A 20,945-nucleotide genomic window follows, 5' to 3' on the forward strand; every position below is an offset into this window, starting at 1 on the left:
CCAAACCCGCGGCAGGAGAAGCAGGGTCACCGTCCTCGATCTCGTTCGGCGGATTTGGAATGGATCCCGGGTCAAGCCTGGGATGACGAGCGTCTGGAGGCGGGAGCCTACGAGCGGCGTTCACCGGACCTGGTTCGGCAGGGGGCGCAGCCCGGAGTGTGGCCGCAGCCGTTCTCGGGAAAGCACCTTGCGCCGCCGCGCATGAGAAGGAACCAACATGTCACCGGAAACCCTGCGGACCCTGATGGCGCACGCTTCACCGCCGCGATCGGGCGATTTTCTGGCGGGACTGGCCTGCGACAGCCAGGCGGCGCGGGTGAAGGCGCAGCGGCAACTGGCCGATACCGGCCTCGCCGAGATCCTGGCGACGCCACTGGTCGCGCCGGAGGTCGACGAGGTGACCCGGCTTATCCTGGAAAGCCACGATGCCCTGGCCTTCGCCCCGATCGCGCATCACTCCGTCGGCTCGTTCCGGGAATGGCTGCTGTCGGACGCGGCCACGCCCGAGACGCTGGCCGCGCTGAAATGGGCGCTGACGCCGGAAATGGTCGCGGCGGTGTCGAAGATCATGCGCAACCAGGATCTGATCGCGGTCGCGGCCAAGCGGCCCGTGGTCACGGCGTTCCGCACCACGGTCGGCCTGCCCGGGCGCCTTTCGGTTCGGATCCAGCCGAACCATCCGACCGACGATGTCCGCGGCGTTGCGGCGTCGATCGTCGACGGGCTGCAGTTCGGCTGCGGCGACGCGGTGATCGGCATCAATCCGGCGACCGACAGCCCGGATGCGATGATCCGGCTCCTGGATCTCATCGAGGATCTGCGCCTCAGCCTCGACTGCCCGGTGCAGAGCTGCGTCCTCGCCCATGTCACGACGGCGCTCGCGGTAATGGAACGGGGCGCCCCGGTCGATCTCGTCTTCCAGTCGGTGGCGGGGTCGGAAGCCGCCAACGCCTCCTTCGGGATCGACCTCGGGATCCTGCGCGAGGCGCATGCCGCCGCCGCCGAACTGAAGCGCGGCACGGTCGGGCAGAACGCCATGTATTTCGAGACGGGGCAGGGCGCGGCCCTGTCGGCCAACGCCCATCACGGCCTCGACCAGCAAACCATGGAGACGCGCGCCTATGCCGTCGCGAGAGCCTTCGATCCGCTGCTGGTCAACACCGTCGTCGGCTTCATCGGGCCGGAATATCTCTACGACGGCAAGGAGATCATCCGCGCCGGGCTGGAGGATCATTTCTGCGGCAAGTTGCTCGGCCTGCCGATGGGCGTCGACGTCTGCTACACCAACCATGCCGAGGCCGACCAGGACGACATGGACACGCTTCTGACGCTGCTGGGGGTGGCCGGCGTCAACTTCGTCATGGGCGTGCCGGGATCGGACGACATCATGCTGAACTACCAGTCGACGTCCTTTCACGATGCCGCGTACATCCGCAACGTCCTGTCCCTGCGCGCGGCGCCGGAATTCGAGGCCTGGGCGCAGCGTTTCGGCATTTTCGAGGCGACGGGGCAGTTACGGCAGGCGGATCGCTCGCGCGAACTCCTGTCGCAGATGCAACTTCTGGAGGCGTCCTGAATGGAAGGCGAACCGCCCCATCCGATCGCCGCGCTCCGGCGTTTCACCGCGGCGCGCATCGGCCTCGGCCGCCATGGCGCGGGGCTGCCGACAGCGGCCTCGCTCGATTTCGCGGAAGCGCATGCCCGCGCCCGCGACGCGGTCCACGCCGCCTTCGACGTCGACGCCATCAGCGCGCGCCTCGAGGCTGCGGGTCTCGATCCGCTGCGCGTTTCCAGCGCCGCGCCCGGCCGCGCGCTCTATCTCCGCCGGCCCGATCTCGGTCGACAGCTCGACCCCGCCTCTGTGCCGCTGCTGCCGATGGGCACGGCGCCCGATCTCGTCCTCGTCATTGGCGACGGCCTGTCGGCGCATGCGGTCAATTCCTACGGCGCGGAGACGGCGCTCGCGATCCTCGCGCTTCTTCCGCGCGCCTGGCGGATTGCGCCACCGGTGCTGGCGACGGGCGCGCGCGTCGCCCTCTCCGATCCGATCGGCGAGAGGTTGGGCGCGCGGCTGGCGCTGATGCTCATCGGCGAGCGACCGGGCCTCTCGGCCGCCGACAGCCTCGGCGCCTATCTGACCTTCGGCCCGCGAGCCGGGCGCACCGACGCCGATCGCAACTGCGTCTCGAACATCCGTGCCGGCGGTCTTACCCCGGCGCTTGCGGCCGTGAAGATCGCGGGCCTGCTCATGCGCGCACATGCGCTGGGGCTCAGCGGCGTCTCGCTGAAAGACGATGCGGGATTGATCGAGGCCGAGGCCGTGCCGACGATCCTGCCACCGGGGAGCGATCAGGTGCAAAAGTAATGAGCATGACGGCATTCTGCCGCGATTGACAGCAGTGCCGTGATTTGAACACATTGCCTGACGGAACCCTGGTCAGGAGAACGGGCATGCAGGACTCTTCGGGCGTCACCTACAAGAGCGCCGACGCCGGCTATTTCGAGAAGCGTGGCCTGTCGCGCTATGCGGGGGTCTGGTCGCTCTGGGCGCTGGGCGTCGGCGCGGTGATCTCAGGCCATTTCTCCGGCTGGAATTTTGGCTTCGCCACCGGCGGATGGGGCGGCATGCTGGTCGCCGGCATGATCATCGCGGTGATGTATCTCGGCCTCACCTTTTCGATCGCCGAGATGAGCCCGGCGCTGCCGCACACGGGTGCCGCCTACTCCTTTGCCAGAACCGCCATGGGGCCCTGGGGCGGCTTCATCACCGGCCTTTGCGAAAACGTCGAATACGTCATCACTCCGGCGGTCATCGTCACCTTCATCACCGCCTATGTGAACGCCATTCTCGGGCTCGACCCGGCCTATTCGCCCTTCATATGGGTGATCTTCTATCTGATCTTCCTCGGCCTCAACATCTACGGCCTCGAACTCTCCTTTAAGGTGACGCTGGTCATCACCGTGATCTCGCTGGCGGTGCTGGTGTTCTTCTGGATCAGCGCCTTTCCGAGCATGGATTTCGGGCGCTGGGCGCTGAACATCGGCGTCGGCCCGGATGGCGCGGCGGTGGAGCTTCCCGAGGGCAACGGTTCCTGGTTTCCGTTCGGCTTTTCCGGCGTGCTGGCGACGCTGCCCTTCGCCGTATGGCTTTTCCTCGCCATCGAACAACTACCGCTCGCCGCCGAGGAGTCGGTCGACCCCAAGCGCGACATGCCGCGCGGTATCCTCCTCGGCATGATGACGCTGATGATCTCGGCGGTGATGATCGTGCTTCTCAACGCCTCCGTGCCGGGCGTCGGCGCTTTCCATCTTTCGACCTCGCTGGAGCCGCTGCTCGACGGCTTCAAGGCGATCTACGGCGACGGCGGCGTGGTGCTGTTCGGCCTCGTGGCGCTGACCGGGCTCATCGCCAGCTTCCACACCATCCTCTACGCGCAGGGGCGGCAGGTCTATTCGCTCTCGCGCGCCGGCTATTTCCCGACCTTCCTCTCGGTGACGCACGGGACCTACAAGACGCCGCATGTCGCCATGCTCGCCGGTGCGGTGACGGGCCTTGCCGTGATGCTGATCATCTGGTTTGCGCTCGGCGCCACGGATGCGAGCGCGGCGATCGGCTCGATCCTCCTCAACATGGCGGTCTTCGCCGCGATGTTCTCCTACATCATGCAAGCCATCTCCTTCATCCTGCTGCGCCGGAACATGCCGGGGATCGAGCGCCCGTTCCGCTCCCCACTCGGCATTCCCGGCGCGGTGCTGACGGTGATCATCGCGGTGGTGACGCTCAGCTACCAGGTGCAGGACCCGAACTTCTTCAAGGGCGTCGTCTGGGTGGCCGTCTGGTTTGCCGTGGCCATCGCCTACTTCGCCTTCGTCGGGCGCCACAAGCTCATCCTCTCTCCCGAGGAGGAATTTGCCATCGAGCATTCCGGCAAGACGTTCCCGGCGGCGATGAAGCCGGCGCAATAGCCGGCCCATCCGTCGCAAGGCCCCGGCACCATGCCGGGGCCTTCGGCATTGAGGCAGTCCGCACCGACCCGGTTTCCCTCGGCCGCTTACCAAGGGGGGCGAAATCCGGGCGATCCTGTTCACAAGCCTTTCAGGGGCTGCCGATTTTGCGATGGCGGGCAAGACCCGCCAAACCCTTCTTGAACCTTGAACCTTGAACCTTGAACCTTGAACCTTGAACCTTGAACCTTGAACCTTGAACCTTGACCCAGGAGCCGGCGCGACCGCTGCCGGATCGCAAACCCGCGTTGGCCTTGCATGATAAGCAGGGCAGAGCGTTCAGTCCTCCCATCAACGCATGCCTGCACTGCCGAATCGACACTTCATATTGCGATGCAGCAAGCGCATCTTCTGGTGGAACAAACACTCAGGAGATTTCGATGCCTTCCCCCGTTTCCCCCACGCGCCGCGGCTTCCGTTCCAGCGTTTCCTCGTTCCTGCGCATCGTCGGCGGAGCCCAGGAATGCGCGCAGGCAGCGGGAAGCGGGCGGACGCCGAGCCGCGAGGCGCTGCGCGCCGTCGGCATCGATGCCGGCGCATGGAACAGCATCGGCAAGCTCTGATCTCTCGGGCGAAGGGCGAACACGGTTCGCTCGACCCAGTGACCTCTCAGTGAAACAGAAGGCCCCGAACGCGTCCGCGTTCGGGGCCTTTTCTATAAGCCTCGTCTGGCGATGCCGCGACCTCAGTGCGAGGCTGCGCCGAAGCCGAAGGGCAGCCAGTCGAAGGTGCCGGGCCAGACGGCCTCGGCGCCGTCCACCATCATTTTCAGCGCGACATACAAGATGATGGCCAGACCGACATAGGCGATCCAGCGGTGCTTGTGGAGAAGCTTGGCGATGAAGTTGGCTGCCAGGCCCATCAGGGCGATCGACAGGATCAGGCCGACAATCAGGACCCAGGTGTGCTCGCCGGCAGCGCCGGCGACGGCGAGCACGTTGTCGAGAGACATCGACACGTCGGCGATCAGGATCTGCCAGGCGGCCTGGGCGAAGGTCTTGCGTGGTCCGACGACGGCATTGCCATCGACGTCGAGCGCATCGATCTCGTGCGCCGGCTCGCGCAGTTCGCGCCACATCTTCCAGCAGACATAGAGGAGAAGCAGCCCGCCTGCGATCAGGAGGGCGCCGCCGAAGCTGAGCAGCACCTGCGTGCCGGCTGCGAAGATGATGCGCAGCACGGTCGCCCCGATGATGCCGACGAGGATCGCCTTGGCGCGGACCTCCTTCGGCAGTCCCGCGGCGGCAAGGCCGATGACGACGGCGTTGTCGCCGGCGAGCACCAGATCGATCATGATGATCTGCATCAGCGAGGTCAGTGCCTCGGGTGTCAGGAAGTCCATGCGTAAATCCTCAGGAGGCCTTGAGGCCTAGTTTGGCAGGCGGGTAATGCCGTCGCCGGTTGGACGCCTGCGAACGGCCCGCATGTCGGCCGTCGCAAGCTGAGAAGTCAGTCCTCGTCGGCGGCAAGCTGGGAAAGGACTTTGCCCTTGCCTCTCGCCCTGAGAATCAGCGGTACGAATAGCGCGATCGCCGCCAGAAGCAACAGAATGATGGCGAGCGGCGATCCCACCAGCACCGTCGCGTCGCCCTGGCTGATGGCCAGAGCCCGGCGCAGTTGCTGTTCGGCCATCGGCCCGAGGATCAGGCCGACGACGACCGGTGCGATCGGATAGCCGAAACGCCGGAGCATGTAGCCCATCAGGCCGAAGAGCAGCAGCATGCCGAGTTCGACCGGAGAGGGATTGGCGCCGACCGTGCCAAGCGTCGCGAAGACCAGAATCCCGGCGTAGAGCCAGGGCCGCGGGATCGTCAGCAGCCGGACCCAGAGGCCGATCAGCGGCAGGTTGAGAACGACGAGCATCAGGTTGGCGATGAGAAGGCTCGCGATCAGACCCCAGACGAGGTCGGGCGAATTGACGAAGAGAAGGGGCCCCGGCTGCAGGCCGAACTGCTGGAAGCCGGCCAGCATGATGGCCGCCGTTGCCGTCGTCGGCAGGCCGAGCGTCAACAGCGGCACGAGCGTGCCGGCAGCCGAGGCATTGTTGGCCGCCTCCGGACCCGCGACGCCCTCGATCGCTCCCTTGCCGAACTCCTCGGGATGCTTGGCGAACTGCTTTTCCGTGGCATAGGAGAGGAAGGTGCCGATCTCGGCGCCACCCGCCGGCATAGCGCCGATCGGGAAGCCGATGGCGGTGCCGCGCAGCCAGGGCTTCCATGAGCGGCTCCAGTCCTCGCGGGTCATCCAGAGCGATCCCTTGATCGCCTCGACCTTGTCCGGCGTGCGGTGGCCGGCGGCCGCGACCGACAGCGTCTCGCCGATGGCAAAGAGCGCGACGGCGAGCGTCGTCACCTCGATGCCATCGAGGAGTGCGGCGGAAATGTCGCTGAACAGACCACCGACCCAGAGCCAGAGGCCCGACAGGAAGGCGCCGTCGGTCGCCATCGCCGTGAAGAACGGGCCGACCTCGTTGAAGGTGAGACGCGCCTGGCCGGTCTGCAGGTCGATGCCGACGAGGCCAAGCGTCAGGCCGATGGCAAGCGCCGTCAGTCCCCGCAGGCTGGAATCGCCGAAGGCGGCCGAAACGGTGATGAAGGCGAGCACCATCAGCGCGAAATATTCGGCGGGTCCAAAGGACAGGGCGAATTTCACCACCCAGGGCGCGATGAAGGCAAGGCCGAGTGTCGCGATCAGGCCGGCGACGAAGGAGCCGATCGCCGCCGTCGCCAGCGCCGGGCCGCCGCGACCCGCCCGTGCCATCTTGTTACCCTCGAGCGCGGTCACGATCGAGGCGCTTTCGCCGGGTGTGTTCAGGAGGATCGACGTGGTCGAGCCGCCATACATGCCGCCATAGTAGATGCCGGCGAACATGATCAGCGAGCCCGCAGCATCGAGCTGATAGGTGACGGGAAGGAGCAGCGCCACGGTCAGCGCCGGGCCGATCCCCGGCAGCACGCCGACGGCCGTGCCGAGGGTCACGCCGATCAGCGCATAGAAGAGGTTCATCGGCTCCAGCGCGGTCAGAATGCCGTTACCGAGCAGGGCGAAGGTATCCATGGCGAGATTCCGGTTAGCGGATCAGATTTTCGAGCGGACCGGCCGGCAGGGACAGCTTGAGCACGAGGGTGAAGAGGGCCCAGACCGCCAGACTGACGAGGATACCGATCGGGACAGTCATCCACAGGGGGCCGCGGCCGAAGGCGCGGGCCGTCGCGCCAAACAGGATCCCGGTGGCGATCGAGAAGCCGGCGCTCTCCAGAAGCAGGAGCTGCGCCGCAAGACCGCCGACGATCCAGATGATCGGTGCGACCTCGTCGTGATCGCGTTCGGGAAAATCGCCCCGCAGGGCCTCGATGATCGTCCACAGCGACAGCCCGGCAAGGGCAATGGCCATGGCATAGGGGAATGCCTCCGGGCCGACGCGCGTATAGGCGCCACCGCTGAGGCCCGCCGTGTTGACGGCGACGAGCGCGGCAAGGATGCCGAGGCCGACGCCGATGGCAACCGCCGCCCAGTCAGGGCGGCGGCGAGCCTCGTTGGTTGGGCCGGATTGGCTCATTTCGCCACGAGACCGATGTCCTGGAGGATCGCCTTCGTCGCCGTCACATCGGCATCGAGCTGGGTCTTGAACGCGTCGCCGGAAAGGAAGGTGTTTTCCCAGCCGTTACGATCGAGAACGGCCTTCCACTCGGCCGATTCGACCATCTTGGTGATGTCGGCGGTGATCGTCGCTTTCTCCTCGTCGGTGATGCCCGGTGCTGCGGCGACCATGCGCCAGTTCTGGATGACCACGTCGAGGCCAGATTCCTTCAGCGTCGGTGCATCGATGCCTTCGATCTTGGCATCGCTGGTGACGGCGAGGAGACGCAGGGCGCCGGCCTTGATCTGGCCCTCGAACTCGCCGTAGCCGGAAATGCCGGCGGTGACCTGGCCGCCGAGGATCGCGGCGAGGGCCTCGCCGCCGCCTGAGAAGGCGATGTAGTTCACGGCCTTCGGATCGAGGCCGGCGGCCTTGGCGATGAGGCCCGCGGTGATGTGATCGGTACCGCCGGCAGAGCCGCCGGCAAACGAGACCGCGCCGGTGTCCTTCTTCAGGGCGGCGACGAGATCGTCCACGGTCTTCAGCGGCGACGCGGCCGGGACGACGATCGCCTCGTACTCGCCGGTCAGTCGCGCGATCGGCGTCACCTGGTCGAGCGTGACGGGCGACTTGTTGGTGAGGATCGCACCGACCATCACATAGCCGCCGACCATCAGCTTGGACGCGTCGCCCTTGTCGCGCGACACGAACTGCGCGAGGCCGATCGTGCCGCCGGCACCGGTGACGTTGACCACCTGCACGTCGCTGGCGATCTTGGCGTCCTGCAGGGTCGCCTGCATGGCGCGCGCCGTCTGGTCCCAGCCGCCGCCCGGCGAGGCCGGCGCCATGATCTCGTAGGATTCAGTCTGTGCCGCGGCAGCCGAGGCAAACAGCCCCAGCGACAGAATGGCAGCGAGCAGGGTCTTCATGTGGGTGATCCTCCCGATCAAGCGGCCGGTGACGGCGAACGGCTTTGCGCGCCGACAGGGCCGAGACAATTTTCGCTCCCGGTATCCGTACCCACGGATGCCGACGCGACCAGCGACGACGCCGCCGTCCCCGGAAGAACCAGTGCTTCGCCCGCCCGCCCGACAGGGTCAATAGCATTTCGGTCGCAGGGGTCGATAATCCCCGGCGGGAGACGCGAGCCTGGCCGTGCGGCTACTGCCCGGCGGCGGCGAGGGCTCGCCGGTCGGCATCGCGCTGGCGCCAGGTGGTTCGCAGGAAGGCCGCGACGAAGGCGAGGGTCAGCACGAGGACGATGGTCGGGGCCGGGGCCGAATTGATGAAGAAGCTGGCATAGACGCCGGTGAAGGCCGAGACCACGGCGACGGCGACGGCGGTGAGCAGCATGGCGCCGAAGCGCCGGGTCAGGAGGAAGGCGATGGCGCCGGGCGCGATCAGCAGCGAGATGGTGAGGATGATGCCGGTCGCCTTCAGCGCCGCGACGATGGTCAGCGACAGGACGACGAGGAGGCCGTAGTGCAGCAGCCGCACCGGCAGGCCGATCGCCTGCGCGTGCTGCGGGTCGAAGGCGTGCAGAAGCAGATCGCGCCATTTCCAGGCGATCAGGAGGGTCACCACGAGAGCGATCACGGCGCTCTGGACAAGGTCCCCCGGCAGCACACCGAGCATGTCGCCGAAGAGGATGTGATCGAGGTGAACGTCGGTCTCGATCTTGGTATAGAGGACGATGCCGAGGCCGAACATGCCGGAAAAGACGACGCCCATCACGGTGTCCTGCTTGATCCGGCTGTTTTCCTTGAGGTAGCCGGTGGCGAGCGCGCAGACCATGCTGGCCGAAAAGGCGCCGACGGCGAGCGGCAGGCCGGCGAGATAGCTGAGGACGATGCCCGGAAGAACGGCGTGCGAGATCGCGTCGCCCATCAGCGACCAGCCCTTCAGCACGAGATAGCAGGACAGAAGCGCCGCCGGCACCGCCACGAGCGTTGCGATGATCAGCGCATCGCGCATGAAGGGAAAGCTGAAGGGCATCAGCGCGAGTTCGAGCGGTGTCATGCGATCTGGCTCTCGGCTGTCTGGCCATGGACCGGCACGGCCGAGGCTGGAGCCGCGTCCCGGTCTTCGGCGAGCGCCGCGCGAACCCTGCCCCGCGCGGCGAGGAGCCCGTGCTTGGGCGCGAAGACGAAGGCAAGTAGAAAGACGAGCGTCTGCAGGACGACGATGACGCCGCCGGTGGCGCCGTCGAGGAAGTAGCTGATATAGGCGCCGACAAAGCTCGAAACCGCGCCGATCGCGACGGAAATGCCGATCAACCGGGGAAAACGGTCGGTGAGAAGATAGGCCGTCGCTCCGGGGGTGACGACCATGGCGACGACGAGGAAGGCGCCGACGGTCTGCAGCGCGGCGACGGTCGAGGCGCTGAGCAAGGTGAAGAAGACAGCCTTCATCAGCGTCGGCCTGATGCCGATCGAACGGGCGTGGCCCTCGTCGAAGAAGGTGACCATCAGGTCCTTCCACTTCGCCGCCAGGATCGTCAGCGACACGCCGGCGATGAGGACGAGTTGCAGCGTATCGCCGGGCGTGATGGCAAGGATATTGCCGAGGATGATGGTCTGCACGTTGATCGCCGTCGGCGAGATCGACACCATGAACAGGCCGAGGCCGAAGAAGGAGGTGAAGATCAGTCCGATGATCGCGTCCTCCTTCAGCTTGGTGCGTTCGTTCAGGAAGAGCATGGCGCCGGCGGCAAGCCCGCCCGACAGAAAGGCGCCGAAGGCGAAGGGCAGGCCCAGCATGTAAGCGCCCGCGACACCCGGCACGATCGCGTGCGACAGCGCGTCGCCGATGAGCGACCAGCCCTTCAGCATCAGATAGGCCGACAGGAAGGCGCAGGTCGCGCCGACCAGCGCCGAGACGCCCATGGCGTTCAGCATGTAGCCGTAGGTGAAGGGCTCGGCGAGAAGCGCGATCATCGCGGATCCGCCTCTTCGGCGGCCTCGTACATGACGAAGGGGCGCTCGTCATCGCTGATGACGCTGCAGGCCTTTTGCCCCTGCGGCCCGAGCGTCGACATGTCGAACTGCCGGAGGACACCGCCGAAGGCGGCTTCCAGATTGGCGCGGGTGAAGACGTCGGCGGTGAGGCCGGCGGCGAGCACCGTGCGCTTCAAGAGCACCGCGCGGTCGCAGAACTCCGGCACCGAGCCGAGATTATGGGTCGAGACCAGCATGACCCGTCCCTCGTCGCGCAGTTCCCGCAACAGGGCGATGATCGAGTCCTCGGTCTTCACGTCGACGCCGGTGAAGGGTTCGTCGAGAAGGATGACGCGGCCGTCCTGGGCGAGAGCCCGGGCGAGGAAGACGCGTTTCTTCTGGCCGCCGGAGAGTTCGCCGATCTGGCGCTTGCGCAGGTCCGCCATGCCGACGCGCTCCAGCGCTTCGGTGACGGCCAGATGATCGGCGGGCCTCGCAACGCGCAAAAAATTCATCTTGCCGTAGCGGCCCATCATCACGACGTCCTCGACGAGGACGGGAAAGTTCCAGTCGACATCCTCGCTCTGCGGGACGTAGGCGACGAGATTGCGCTTCAGCGCCTCCGGCACGCCCATGCCGAGCACGCGGATTGTGCCGGCCGCGGTCGGCACAAAACCCATGATCGCCTTGAAGAGGGTGGACTTGCCGCTGCCGTTGACCCCGACCAGCGCCGTGATGGTGCCGGTCGGGATGGTGAAGCTGGCGTCGGAGAGGGCGGTCAGGCCGTTGCGGTAGGTGACCGTCGCATGCTCGACGGCGAGGCCGACGGACGCATCGGCAGCCTGGGGGCGGGTGGCGAGGTTCATGGCGTCAGCCCCTTGGCAATCGTCGCCGCGGTGGTGGTGAGAAGATCGATATAGGTCGGTACCGGCCCGTCGGCAGCCGACAGGCTGTCGACATAGAGGACGCCGCCATAGGCAGCCCCCGTCTCGCGTGCGACCTGCTCGGCCGGATCGGCGGAAATCGTGCTTTCGGAAAACACCGCCGGGATCTTGTGGGCAAGGACCGCATCGATCACCTGGCGCACCTGCTGCGGGGTGCCCTGCTGGTCGGCATTGATCGGCCAGAGATAGAGCGGCTTCAGGCCGAAATCGCGGGCGAGGTAGCTGAATGCGCCCTCGCTGGTGACGAGCCAGCGCCGCTCCTCGGGAATGGCGGCGAGCTGGGCCCGGATCGGCGCCACCGCCGCCTCGATGCGGGCCTTGTAGGCCGCGGCGTTGGCGGCGTAGGTCGCGGCATTCTTCGGATCGTGCTTGGCGAGGGCCTTTTCGATGTTGTCGACGTAGATCAGGCCATCGGAGGGCGACATCCAGGCATGCGGGTTCGGCTTGCCCTCGTAGGGTCCCTCGGCAATGCCCATCGGCGTGATGCCATCGGTCACCACCGCGCTTGGCACATCGCGGAGATTGCCAAGAAACCGCTCGAACCAGAGTTCGAGGTTCAGGCCGTTCCAGAGAACGAGATCGGCGCCCTGGGCGCGGATGATGTCGCCTGGCGTCGGCTGGTAGTTGTGGATCTCGGCGTTCGGCCGGGTGATCGATTCCACCTCCGCCGCCTCGCCGGCGACGTTGCGCGCCATGTCGGCGATGACGGTGAAGGTCGTCACCACCTTGAACTTGCCGCTCTCCTCGGCCGGATTGCAGGCCGCCAGGCCGAGCGAGGCGACGATGAGCGCAAGCACGGCGCGACGCGGAAGCCGGGCCGGCGCAGGGCGGGCAGAAAATCGAATTGTTCTCATTCTTGGTATTTATGTGCATGGCGCAAAGTTTGTCCAGTAGCAAACTTTGCGCCCTGTGAAAAAGAGCGCTATCAGTCGGCTGGAATTTGCGGGGAGCGAGGCATGACCGATGCGACGAGGAGTGCGGCGGTATCGTCCATCCGCCTGGCCGCCCGCTTTGCCCGGGTGCGTGAGGCGCATCAATCGGAACTGGCCGAGGATTACGTCGAGATGATCGACGACCTCATCGCCGCGCGCGGCGAGGCGCGCGCGGCTGACCTTGCTGACTGTTTCGGGGTTTCCGCCGGCACGGTGGCGCGTACGGTGCAGCGGTTGATCCGCGACGGTTTGGTCAATTCCGAGCCCTATCGCTCGATCTTCCTGACGCCTTCCGGCAAGCGCCTGGCCGAGGACGCCCGTATCCGCCACCGTCTGGTGCGGGACTTCCTGCTCGCGCTCGGAGTCAGCGCCGAGGCCGCCGAACTCGATGCCGAGGGGATCGAGCACCATGTCGGCCCGGAGACGCTGGCCGCGTTCAGCGCCTATCTCCAGCGTTAGGCCCAGAGCCGCGGTGCGGTGAGGCCGCCGCAGCTTATCGCCGGGCAGCCATGCCGGCCGGTCATTGCAAAACCCGGCGCGCCAGCAATCGCGGGATAACGGGAGTTCCGGAATACCCCGCCGTGAGAGCCGCCTTCGGAACTGGCGGCGATCAGGTGCGAGGCAGAAGCGCGCCGTGGTGGCAGACCACGGTGCCGGCCAGGGCATGGCCGCGGCGAACCGCGTCGGCCGGAGTCGCGCCACCCAGGCGGGCGGCGAGATAGGCGGCGCCGAAGCTGTCGCCGGCACCCGTCGTATCCACGGCGTTCACCGCCTTTGGCGCGGCGACGGCGTGGATGCCCTCGGCCGTGGCGACGAGGGCCGGCGCCGGCCCGTCCTTGACCACGACCTCGTCCGCGCCCAGCGCCAGGTAGCGCTCGGCGCTCGCCTGCGGCGTCGCGTCGCCGAATGCGTCGCGCTCGTCGGGATGGCTCGGCAGGCAGATGCTGGAGACGGCCGCTCCCGCCTCGATCGCCGCGCACATCTCCTGCCGGTCCGGCCAGAGGCGGGGCCGGATATTGGGGTCGAAGGCGACCGGCTTGCCGGCCTGCTTCGCCGCCGCGAGATGGCGCAGCAGCCGCGCCCGGTCGTCGGCCGGCAGAATGGCGAGGGTGATGCCGGAGAAGTAGAAGGCGTCGCCCGCGGCGAAGGCGGCACCGAGATGCGCCTCGTCGGCGGCGAGCGATTTCGCCGCGCTGGTATCGCGCCAATAGGAAAAGCTGCGCTCGGCACCGTCGAGATGAATGAGGTAGAGGCCGGGCATTTGGCCCGGCAGCCGGCGCACGAAGCGCGTGTCGACGCCGCCCTTCGCCATGAAGTCCAGCATGTCGGTGGACGTCTGGTCTTGGCCGAGCGCGGAGACGTAGGAAACCGCCCAGTCCCCGGGCAGCTCGCGCCGGAGATACCAGGCGGTGTTGAACGTATCGCCGGCAAAGCCCATGCGCAGCAGGCCGCCGGGCGCAGCGGAAAGCTCCACCATGCACTCGCCGATCGACACGACGCGCCGTGTCTTGCCGGCGCCCGCGCCGCTCGTTGCGTCCGTCATCGCATTTCCTTGTGTGTTGCCTGTCTTTCCTGCCGTCGCCGGCGTTGTGCCGTCAAGCCGCGCCGTCCTGGAAAAACCGATCGAAATCGCCGCGCAGGCGGGCAAGGATGTCGGTGATGCGCGAGAGGTGCTGACGCATCGCCGCTTCGGCCGCGTCTGCATCGCGCGCCTTCAGCCCGGCGAAAATCTGCAGGTGGTCGTTCAGGGCCGCCGACTGGCCGAAGGCCAGGGACAGGTAGCGGACCCGGTCCATCTGCGCCTTCTGCTCGTCGATCAGCGTCCAGGCGAAGCTGCATCCCGCGCCCTCGGCAATGCCGAGGTGGAAGGCATCATCCTGTCGATGGAATTCCTCGCGGTCGTCGGCCTGCTGGGCCTTTTCCTGCAAGAAGAGGATGTCGCCGAGCCGGGCCAGCATGGCCGCGTCGCCCACTTCGCAGGCGCGGCGCACCGTGGCGACCTCCACGGCTTCGCGGATGAAGCGGGCGTTCAACACCTCCTGCGTCGAGATCTTCATGATCTCCGTCGCCTTCTGCGGCTGGATGCGCAGGTAGCCGGCGCGAGCCAGGCGCGCAAAAGCCTCGCGCACCGGCTGCCGCGACACGCCCAGCCGCTTGGCGATCTCGGCCTCGGAAATCTTCGTCCCCGGCTGCAGCCGCAGTTCGAGAATGGCACGGCGCAGCTCGTCGAAAACGGTTTCGGCGATCGTGCTGCGCGGTGCCGGCACGACGTCTTGCAGAACCCATTCCAGCGACATTGCGACCCCCGTTGACAGATTTTGTATACTAGAATACCAGTTTCACCACAAGCCTGATGCAACGCCTTGGGAGGGGTCGTGACGATGCCGCTGCTGGACGACGACAGGCTCTTTCCGGTCGAGGAGCGCGGGCGCAGAATTGCCCGTTCGCTTTACGGCACGGTCAAGGATCTGCCGATCATCAGCCCGCATGGTCATACCGACCCGCGCTGGTATGCCGAGAACGAGAATTTTCCCGATCCCGCGCAGCTCTTCGTCACGCCAGACCACTACGTGTTCCGCATGCTGGCCTCGCAGGGCGTGGCGCTGGCCGATCTCGGCGTGCCCGATGCCGCAGGCCGTGCGAGCGAGGCCGACGGACGCAAGATCTGGCGGGTGTTCGCCGAGCATTTTCACCTCTTCCGCGGCACGCCGACGCGCCTGTGGCTCGATCATTCCTTCGAGACGCTGTTCGGGATCGACGTCCGCCTGTCGGCGGAGACGGCCGACGAGACCTACGACACCATCGCCGACCATCTCGCCCGCGACACCTTCAAGCCGCGGGCGCTGTTCGAGCGCTTCAACATCGAGGCGATCGCGACCACCGAGGGCGCGCTGGACGATCTACGCTTCCATGCGGCGCTGAAGCAATCCGGCTGGCAGGGAAAGGTCGTCACGACCTATCGGCCCGACGCGGTGATCGATCCGGATTTCGAAGGCTTTGTCGGCAATCTGGCGAAGCTCGGCGAGATCTCCGGCTGCGATACCGCCAGCTATGCCGGCTATCTCGACGCCCACCGCGCCCGCCGCGCCTTCTTCCGGACCTTTGGCGCAACGGCGACCGACCACGGCCATCCGACCGCCGCCACCGCCGATCTCGGCCGCGCCGATGCCGAGCGCTTGTATGCGCTGGTTTCCAGCGGCGGCGGCACGCCGGCCGAGCGCGAGCTGTTCCGGGCGCAGATGCTGACCGAGATGGCGCGCCTCAGCGTCGAGGACGGCATGGTGATGCAGATCCATCCCGGCTCCTTCCGCAACCATTCCGCCCCGATCTTTTCCGCTTTCGGCCGCGACAAGGGCTACGACATCCCCAAGCGGACCGACTATGTCGGCGCGCTGAAGCCGATGCTGGATGCCGTCGGGCAGGAGCGGGGGCTGACGATCATCCTCTTCACCCTCGACGAGACGAGCTACGCACGGGAGCTTGCGCCGCTCGCCGGCGCCTATCCCTCGCTGCGGCTCGGCCCGCCCTGGTGGTTCCACGATTCCGCCGAGGGGATGATGCGTTTTCGCCAGCAGGCAACGGAGACGGCCGGCTTCTACAACACCGTCGGCTTCAACGACGACACCCGCGCCTTCTGCTCGATCCCGGCCCGCCACGACGTCGCGCGCCGGGTCGACTGCTCCTTCCTCGCCGGCCTCGTCACGACGGGGCGGCTGAAGGAGGACGAAGCCTTCGAGGTCGCCCACGACCTCACCTATCGCCTGGCCAAAGAGGCCTACAGGCTCTGACGGGCGGCACCACCGCCAATTTCTGGGAGGAAATCGACATGGGTATGATCAGGAAATTCACCGCGACGCTGGCTGTCGCCACCGCCTTCGCCGGCATGGCGACGGCCGCATCCGCGCAGGAGATCACCCTGCGTTCGTCGGATACCCATCCCGATGGCTATCCGACGGTCGAGGCCGTGAAGTTCATGGGCGAGGTGCTGAAGGAGAAGACCGGCGGGCGCATCGGCGTGCAGGTTTTCGCTTCCCACCAGCTCGGTGAGGAGAAGGAGACGATCGAGCAGACGAAGTTCGGCGTCATCGATCTCAACCGCGTCAACTTCGCGCCGATGAACGGCATCGTGAAGGCGACCACCGTCGCCTGCCTGCCCTACATCTTCACCTCCAAGGAGAACATGCGCGCGGTCATGGACGGTCCGATCGGCGAGGACATCCTCAAGGCCTTCGAACCGGCCGGCTATGTCGGCCTCGCCGTCTACGATTCCGGCGCCCGCTCCTTCTACAATTCCAAGAAGCCGATCACCTCGATCGACGACCTGAAGGGCATGAAGTTCCGCGTCATCCAGTCCGACCTCTTCGTCGACATGGTCAACGCGCTCGGCGCCAATGCCACGCCGATGGCCTATGGCGAGGTCTATTCCGGCCTGCAGACCGGCCTCATCGACGGCGCCGAGAACAACTGGCCGAGCTACGAGTCCTCCAAGCACTACGAGGTTGCGAAGTTCTACTCGCTCGACCAGCATTCGCAGTGCCCCGAAGTCCTGATGATGTCGAAGATCTCCTGGGACAAGCTGACGCCGGAAGACCAGACCGCGGTGCGCGAGGCCGCCAAGGAATCGGTCGGCAAGATGCGCGAACTCTGGGATGCGCAGGAGGCCAAGTCGCGCAAGGTCGTCGAGGACGCCGGCGCTCAGATCAACGAGATCGACCCGGCCGCCTTCGTCGCAGCGATGGATCCGATCTACGCCAAGTACGCCGACACGCCCGAACTGCAGGACCTGGTCAAGCGCATCCGCGACACCCAGAAGTAACCAGCCCCGCGACCCGCAGCCCCGCTCCGGCGGGGCTGCCCTTCCCGTCCACCCTTCTTTGGAAAACTGCCCTTGTTCATCCTTGCGAAATGGCTCGGCCGCCTGGCGACCGCGACGCTCTGGCTGTCCGGCATCGGCCTGGTGCTGATGACGGCCTTCACCGCCTATCAGGTCTGGGCCCGCTACGTGATGAACGATTCGCCGAGCTGGACCGAGCCCGCCTCGGTGCTGATGATGGGCTGGTTCATCCTCCTCGGCGCCGCCGTCGGCGTGCGCCAGGGCTATCACCTCGGCTTCGACATCCTCCTGATCGTCCTTCCGGTGCCTGCCCGCAAGGTCCTGATGACGGTCAGCGACCTCGCGGTCGCCGCCTTCGGCGCCGGCATGAGCTGGTACGGGCTGATGCTGGCCCAGGGTACCTGGGCCTCGATCTCGCCCGCCATCGGCATTCCCGTCGGCGTCAGCTACGTGCCGCTCGTCGTCGGCGGCGCGCTGATCGCGCTCTTCTCGCTCGAGCGGATGGCGCGCCGTTTCGCCGGCCTCGAAATCTCCGACGCGGAACTCCCGCCTCTCGACCAGGTGGCCTGACATGGCGCTCACGATCCTCTTCTCGACGTTCACCCTGCTGCTTCTCATCGGCACGCCGATCGCCTTCTGTCTCGGCATCGCGTCCTTCGCAACGGTGCTCTATCTCGGCATTCCGCCGGTGATCGTGTTTCAGCAGATGAATGCCGGCATCAGCGTCTTCGCGCTGATGGCCATTCCCTTCTTCATCTATGCCGGCGACCTAATGGTGCGCGGCGGCATCGCCGCTCGCCTGGTGGCGCTGGCGGCAAGCATCGTCGGCCACATGCGCGGCGGTCTCGGCCAGGTCAACATCGCCGCTTCGACCCTGTTTGGCGGCATTTCAGGCTCGGCCGTCGCCGACGCCTCGGCGATCGGCGGCCTGATGATCCCGCAGATGCGCGAACGCGGCTTCGATGTCGACTATGCCGTCAACGTCACCGTGACTTCGTCGATCATCGCGCTGATGATCCCGCCCTCGCACAACATGATCATCTATTCGATCTCCGGCGGCGGGCAGATCTCGATCGCCGACCTGTTCACCGCCGGCATCATCCCGGGTCTGCTGCTCGCGATGGGCCTCTCCGTCGCGGCCTGGTACGTCGCCCGCAAGCGCGGCTATCCGGTCACGGCCTTCGAGGGCTGGGGCAATATCGGCCGGCGTGCGCTCGGCGCCATTCCCGGGCTGATCCTCATCGCCATCATCTTCGGCGGCGTGCGCTCGGGCGTCTTCACCGCCACCGAGAGCTCCTGCATCGCCATTCTGTACGCCCTCCTGATCACGCTTCTGGTCTATCGCTCGATGGGCTGGGCGGATTTCGTCGAGGCGACGGTCGGCGCCGTGCGCACGGCGGCCATGGTACTCCTGATCATCGGTGCTGCGGCCTCCTTCGGCTGGCTGCTCGCCTATCTCAGCGTGCCCAGCCAGATGATCGACTTCATGCAGTCGCTGACCTCCTCGCCGCTGGTGATCTTCCTCCTCCTCAACCTCCTGCTGCTGTTCCTCGGCACCTTCATGGATATGTCGCCGCTGATCATCATCACCACGCCGATCTTCCTGCCGGTGGTCACCGCCTTCGGCATGGACCCGGTGCATTTCGGCGTCGTGATGATCCTCAACCTCGGCATCGGCCTCTGCACGCCGCCGGTTGGCGCCGTACTCTTCGTCGGCTGCGCGGTGGCCAAGATCCGCGTGGCGCAGGCGATCCGCACCATCTGGCCGTTCTACGGCGCCGCCTTCGCCGTCTTGCTTCTGGTCACCTACATCCCGGCCCTGTCGCTGTGGCTTCCCTCCGTCTTCAAGTAGAGTTCATGCCAAGACTCAGCCTCGCCACGCTCGACCAACTGGGACCCGAGATCGCGCGCCCCGCCTACGATCCGCGCGCGGTGACGGTCGGCATCGTACATCTGGGCGTCGGCGCCTTCCACCGGGCGCACCAGGCGGTCTATCTCGACGACATCCTGGGCCACGACCCGCAATGGGCCATCGCCGGGGCGTCGCTGCGCCGGTCCGACATGCGCGACGCACTGGCGCCGCAGGACAATCTCTTCACCGTTGCCGTACGCTCGGGCGAGGGGACGCAGCTGCGCGTCGTCGGTTCGCTCCGCTCGATCGACGTCGTGCCGGAAAACCCGGCGGCGATCCTCGCCCGCATGATCGATCCGGCCGTGCGCATCGTCTCGCTGACGGTGACGGAAAAGGGCTATTGCCACGACCCGGCGACCGGCGACCTCAATGCCGCCCATCCCGACATCGTCGCCGATCTCGCCAGCCCGCGCGCCCCCGTCTCGGCGCCGGGGCTGATCGCCGAGGCACTGCGGCTCCGGCGTGAGGCCGGCATCGTGCCCTTCACGGTCATGCCCTGCGACAATCTCCCGTCGAACGGCCCGACCGTGCACCGCATCGTCGCGCAGTATGCGGCGCTTCTCGATCCCGCCCTTGGCCGCTACGTCGAGACCGACGTCGCCTTTGCCGGCACCATGGTCGACCGCATCGTGCCGGCGACGAGCGACGACGACATTGCCGAGATTTCCGATGCACTCGGCGTCGTGGATGCCTGGCCAGTGGTGACCGAGCCCTTCACCCAATGGGTGATCGAGGATCGCTTTCCGACCGGCCGGCCGGATTTCGCCAGTGTCGGCGCCGAAATGGTCGCCGACGTCGAGCCCTTCGAGAAGATGAAGCTCCGGATGCTGAACGGTTCGCATTCGACGCTGGCTTACCTCGGTTTTCTCGCCGGCTATGAGACCGTGTCGGCGGCCATGGCCAATGCCGACATCGAAAAGCTTTGCCGCGATCTGATGACCGACGAGGTGATCCCGACTCTCGATCTGCCCGAGGCCGATCTTCCCGCCTATCGCGACGCGCTGATCGCCCGTTTCCACAATCCGGCGCTGAAGCACAGGACCTGGCAGATCGCCATGGACGGCTCGCAGAAACTGCCGCAGCGCCTGCTCGGCACGGTGCGCGACCGTCTTGCCGCGGGGGAGTCGATCGACCGTCTGGCCCTCGGCGTCGCCGCTTGGATGCGCTACGTCACCGGCACCGACGAAAAGGGCGCCGCCATCGACGTGCGCGATCCGCTCGGCCCCCGTCTGAAGGCGCTCGGCGACGCTGCCGGCCGCGACGCAGGTGCCCTGGTCGAGGCCTATCTCGGCGCAGAGGAGGTCTTCGGGCGCGACCTCAGGGACGACAAGCGTTTTGCCGATGCCGTGAAGCGCGGCCTTTCCATGCTGCTGGACCAGGGCGCGCGGGCCACCGTCGCCGCCTATGCCGCCGGCGAGTTTCAGTGACCGAGATGACCCCAGAGGAAAGCGCCATGACCGACGACGTCGTCCGCACCCCGAGCGAATGGAAGGACGTCGGCAACGACGCCCGCCGCCGGATCCTGACCTATTCCCCGGCCATGATGGTCTGCGAGGTCGAGTTCGGCCCGAACGGCGTCGGCCCGCTGCACCACCACGTGCATGTGCAGTCGGTGTACGTGAAGTCGGGAAAGTTCGAGTTCGACATTGGCGGCGAGATGCACGTCGTCGCAGCCGGCGATGCCCTGGTGATCCCGTCCAACGTGCCGCACAGCTGCCGCATGCTCGAGCAGGGCACCCTGATCGACACTTTTACCCCCGCCCGCGAGGACTTTCTGCCCGCCTGACGGCGGCGCCGGTCGC

21 protein-coding genes are annotated in these 20,945 nt (G+C 66.6%); 11 read left to right on the forward strand and 10 right to left on the reverse strand.

The window, feature by feature from the left end; genetic code table 11:
• Window positions 1-217: 217 nt before the first annotated feature.
• The 4 genes from Sa4125_RS02125 to Sa4125_RS02140 all read left to right on the forward strand — a co-directional run bounded on the left by Sa4125_RS02125 (window position 218) and on the right by Sa4125_RS02140 (window position 4,568).
• Window positions 218-1,576 (forward strand): ethanolamine ammonia-lyase subunit EutB, encoded by a 1,359-nt coding sequence (locus tag Sa4125_RS02125; protein WP_224003200.1) that lies wholly within the window; start codon window positions 218-220, stop codon window positions 1,574-1,576.
• Entirely contained in the window at window positions 1,577-2,365 is a 789-nt protein-coding gene (gene eutC, locus Sa4125_RS02130; RefSeq protein ID WP_224003202.1) for an ethanolamine ammonia-lyase subunit EutC, read from the forward strand. It begins immediately after the preceding gene.
• Window positions 2,366-2,451: 86 nt separating this feature from the next.
• A complete protein-coding gene (locus tag Sa4125_RS02135) occupies window positions 2,452-3,966 on the forward strand; it encodes an amino acid permease (protein ID WP_224003204.1) in 1,515 nt (504 codons plus the stop codon).
• A gap of 419 nt (window positions 3,967-4,385) precedes the next feature.
• Window positions 4,386-4,568, forward strand: coding sequence for a hypothetical protein (locus tag Sa4125_RS02140; RefSeq protein WP_224003206.1), 183 nt, complete (start codon window positions 4,386-4,388; stop codon window positions 4,566-4,568).
• Between the two features lie 122 nt (window positions 4,569-4,690).
• Here Sa4125_RS02140 and Sa4125_RS02145 read toward each other — a convergent pair whose 3' ends face one another.
• The 8 genes from Sa4125_RS02145 to Sa4125_RS02180 form a co-directional block, all read right to left on the reverse strand.
• Window positions 4,691-5,347: a TerC family protein gene (locus Sa4125_RS02145; RefSeq protein WP_224003208.1), complete on the reverse strand. Its 657-nt coding sequence runs from the start codon at window positions 5,345-5,347 to the stop codon at window positions 4,691-4,693.
• A 107-nt stretch (window positions 5,348-5,454) separates the two neighbouring features.
• Window positions 5,455-7,062: a tripartite tricarboxylate transporter permease gene (locus Sa4125_RS02150; protein WP_224003209.1), complete on the reverse strand. Its 1,608-nt coding sequence runs from the start codon at window positions 7,060-7,062 to the stop codon at window positions 5,455-5,457.
• Window positions 7,063-7,075: 13 nt separating this feature from the next.
• The gene (locus Sa4125_RS02155; protein WP_224003210.1) at window positions 7,076-7,564 is read right to left on the reverse strand and encodes a tripartite tricarboxylate transporter TctB family protein; all 489 of its coding nucleotides are present in this window, start codon (window positions 7,562-7,564) and stop codon (window positions 7,076-7,078) included.
• Window positions 7,561-8,514, reverse strand: coding sequence for a tripartite tricarboxylate transporter substrate binding protein (locus Sa4125_RS02160; protein ID WP_224003212.1), 954 nt, complete (start codon window positions 8,512-8,514; stop codon window positions 7,561-7,563). The genes Sa4125_RS02155 and Sa4125_RS02160 overlap by 4 nt, the downstream gene beginning before the upstream one ends.
• Before the next feature lie 232 nt (window positions 8,515-8,746).
• A complete protein-coding gene (locus Sa4125_RS02165; protein ID WP_224003214.1) occupies window positions 8,747-9,604 on the reverse strand; it encodes a metal ABC transporter permease in 858 nt (285 codons plus the stop codon).
• The gene (locus Sa4125_RS02170; protein WP_224003216.1) at window positions 9,601-10,521 is read right to left on the reverse strand and encodes a metal ABC transporter permease; all 921 of its coding nucleotides are present in this window, start codon (window positions 10,519-10,521) and stop codon (window positions 9,601-9,603) included. The genes Sa4125_RS02165 and Sa4125_RS02170 overlap by 4 nt, the downstream gene beginning before the upstream one ends.
• Window positions 10,518-11,387: a manganese/iron ABC transporter ATP-binding protein gene (locus tag Sa4125_RS02175; RefSeq protein ID WP_224003218.1), complete on the reverse strand. Its 870-nt coding sequence runs from the start codon at window positions 11,385-11,387 to the stop codon at window positions 10,518-10,520. The genes Sa4125_RS02170 and Sa4125_RS02175 overlap by 4 nt, the downstream gene beginning before the upstream one ends.
• On the reverse strand, window positions 11,384-12,319 hold the full coding sequence (locus Sa4125_RS02180) for a metal ABC transporter substrate-binding protein (protein WP_224003220.1): 936 nt from the start codon (window positions 12,317-12,319) through the stop codon (window positions 11,384-11,386). Before Sa4125_RS02180 ends, Sa4125_RS02175 begins: the two co-directional genes overlap by 4 nt.
• A 102-nt stretch (window positions 12,320-12,421) precedes the next feature.
• Between Sa4125_RS02180 and mntR the strand changes: the two genes are divergently transcribed.
• Complete coding sequence (gene mntR, locus Sa4125_RS02185; protein WP_224003222.1) at window positions 12,422-12,856, forward strand: manganese-binding transcriptional regulator MntR; 435 nt, start codon at window positions 12,422-12,424, stop codon at window positions 12,854-12,856.
• A gap of 151 nt (window positions 12,857-13,007) precedes the next feature.
• On the opposite strand, the gene Sa4125_RS02190 is transcribed toward mntR, so the two are convergent.
• A complete protein-coding gene (locus Sa4125_RS02190; protein ID WP_224003224.1) occupies window positions 13,008-13,940 on the reverse strand; it encodes a sugar kinase in 933 nt (310 codons plus the stop codon).
• A gap of 52 nt (window positions 13,941-13,992) precedes the next feature.
• A complete protein-coding gene (locus Sa4125_RS02195; RefSeq protein WP_224003226.1) occupies window positions 13,993-14,694 on the reverse strand; it encodes a GntR family transcriptional regulator in 702 nt (233 codons plus the stop codon).
• Between the two features lie 84 nt (window positions 14,695-14,778).
• Here Sa4125_RS02195 and uxaC point away from each other — a divergent pair, with 84 nt between their 5' ends.
• The 6 genes from uxaC to Sa4125_RS02225 all read left to right on the forward strand — a co-directional run bounded on the left by uxaC (window position 14,779) and on the right by Sa4125_RS02225 (window position 20,929).
• A complete protein-coding gene (gene uxaC, locus Sa4125_RS02200; RefSeq protein ID WP_224003228.1) occupies window positions 14,779-16,185 on the forward strand; it encodes a glucuronate isomerase in 1,407 nt (468 codons plus the stop codon).
• 95 nt (window positions 16,186-16,280) lie between these two features.
• Window positions 16,281-17,213, forward strand: coding sequence for a TRAP transporter substrate-binding protein (locus tag Sa4125_RS02205; RefSeq protein ID WP_224007455.1), 933 nt, complete (start codon window positions 16,281-16,283; stop codon window positions 17,211-17,213).
• A 72-nt stretch (window positions 17,214-17,285) separates the two neighbouring features.
• A complete protein-coding gene (locus Sa4125_RS02210) occupies window positions 17,286-17,801 on the forward strand; it encodes a TRAP transporter small permease (protein WP_224003229.1) in 516 nt (171 codons plus the stop codon).
• Between the two features lies 1 nt (window position 17,802).
• Complete coding sequence (locus Sa4125_RS02215) at window positions 17,803-19,083, forward strand: TRAP transporter large permease (RefSeq protein WP_224003231.1); 1,281 nt, start codon at window positions 17,803-17,805, stop codon at window positions 19,081-19,083.
• A gap of 5 nt (window positions 19,084-19,088) precedes the next feature.
• Complete coding sequence (locus Sa4125_RS02220; RefSeq protein WP_224003234.1) at window positions 19,089-20,570, forward strand: mannitol dehydrogenase family protein; 1,482 nt, start codon at window positions 19,089-19,091, stop codon at window positions 20,568-20,570.
• Window positions 20,571-20,596: 26 nt separating this feature from the next.
• On the forward strand, window positions 20,597-20,929 hold the full coding sequence (locus Sa4125_RS02225) for a cupin domain-containing protein (RefSeq protein ID WP_224003244.1): 333 nt from the start codon (window positions 20,597-20,599) through the stop codon (window positions 20,927-20,929).
• Window positions 20,930-20,945 lie beyond the last annotated feature (16 nt).

Origin of the sequence: Aureimonas sp. SA4125 (genome assembly GCF_019973775.1) — a bacterium.
Lineage (GTDB): Bacteria > Pseudomonadota > Alphaproteobacteria > Rhizobiales > Rhizobiaceae > Plantimonas.

Excerpts from the sequence above, each read along its gene's own strand:
- Sa4125_RS02125 (WP_224003200.1), top strand. The coding sequence starts at position 218 with ATGTCACCGGAAACCCTGCGGACCCTGATGGCGCACGCTTCACCGCCG.
- eutC (WP_224003202.1), top strand. The coding sequence starts at position 1,577 with ATGGAAGGCGAACCGCCCCATCCGATCGCCGCGCTCCGGCGTTTCACC.
- Sa4125_RS02135 (WP_224003204.1), top strand. The coding sequence starts at position 2,452 with ATGCAGGACTCTTCGGGCGTCACCTACAAGAGCGCCGACGCCGGCTAT.
- Sa4125_RS02140 (WP_224003206.1), top strand. The coding sequence starts at position 4,386 with ATGCCTTCCCCCGTTTCCCCCACGCGCCGCGGCTTCCGTTCCAGCGTT.
- Sa4125_RS02145 (WP_224003208.1), bottom strand. The coding sequence starts at position 5,347 with ATGGACTTCCTGACACCCGAGGCACTGACCTCGCTGATGCAGATCATC.
- Sa4125_RS02150 (WP_224003209.1), bottom strand. The coding sequence starts at position 7,062 with ATGGATACCTTCGCCCTGCTCGGTAACGGCATTCTGACCGCGCTGGAG.
- Sa4125_RS02155 (WP_224003210.1), bottom strand. The coding sequence starts at position 7,564 with ATGAGCCAATCCGGCCCAACCAACGAGGCTCGCCGCCGCCCTGACTGG.
- Sa4125_RS02160 (WP_224003212.1), bottom strand. The coding sequence starts at position 8,514 with ATGAAGACCCTGCTCGCTGCCATTCTGTCGCTGGGGCTGTTTGCCTCG.
- Sa4125_RS02165 (WP_224003214.1), bottom strand. The coding sequence starts at position 9,604 with ATGACACCGCTCGAACTCGCGCTGATGCCCTTCAGCTTTCCCTTCATG.
- Sa4125_RS02170 (WP_224003216.1), bottom strand. The coding sequence starts at position 10,521 with ATGATCGCGCTTCTCGCCGAGCCCTTCACCTACGGCTACATGCTGAAC.
- Sa4125_RS02175 (WP_224003218.1), bottom strand. The coding sequence starts at position 11,387 with ATGAACCTCGCCACCCGCCCCCAGGCTGCCGATGCGTCCGTCGGCCTC.
- Sa4125_RS02180 (WP_224003220.1), bottom strand. The coding sequence starts at position 12,319 with ATGAGAACAATTCGATTTTCTGCCCGCCCTGCGCCGGCCCGGCTTCCG.
- mntR (WP_224003222.1), top strand. The coding sequence starts at position 12,422 with ATGACCGATGCGACGAGGAGTGCGGCGGTATCGTCCATCCGCCTGGCC.
- Sa4125_RS02190 (WP_224003224.1), bottom strand. The coding sequence starts at position 13,940 with ATGACGGACGCAACGAGCGGCGCGGGCGCCGGCAAGACACGGCGCGTC.
- Sa4125_RS02195 (WP_224003226.1), bottom strand. The coding sequence starts at position 14,694 with ATGTCGCTGGAATGGGTTCTGCAAGACGTCGTGCCGGCACCGCGCAGC.
- uxaC (WP_224003228.1), top strand. The coding sequence starts at position 14,779 with ATGCCGCTGCTGGACGACGACAGGCTCTTTCCGGTCGAGGAGCGCGGG.
- Sa4125_RS02205 (WP_224007455.1), top strand. The coding sequence starts at position 16,281 with ATGGCGACGGCCGCATCCGCGCAGGAGATCACCCTGCGTTCGTCGGAT.
- Sa4125_RS02215 (WP_224003231.1), top strand. The coding sequence starts at position 17,803 with ATGGCGCTCACGATCCTCTTCTCGACGTTCACCCTGCTGCTTCTCATC.
- Sa4125_RS02220 (WP_224003234.1), top strand. The coding sequence starts at position 19,089 with ATGCCAAGACTCAGCCTCGCCACGCTCGACCAACTGGGACCCGAGATC.
- Sa4125_RS02225 (WP_224003244.1), top strand. The coding sequence starts at position 20,597 with ATGACCGACGACGTCGTCCGCACCCCGAGCGAATGGAAGGACGTCGGC.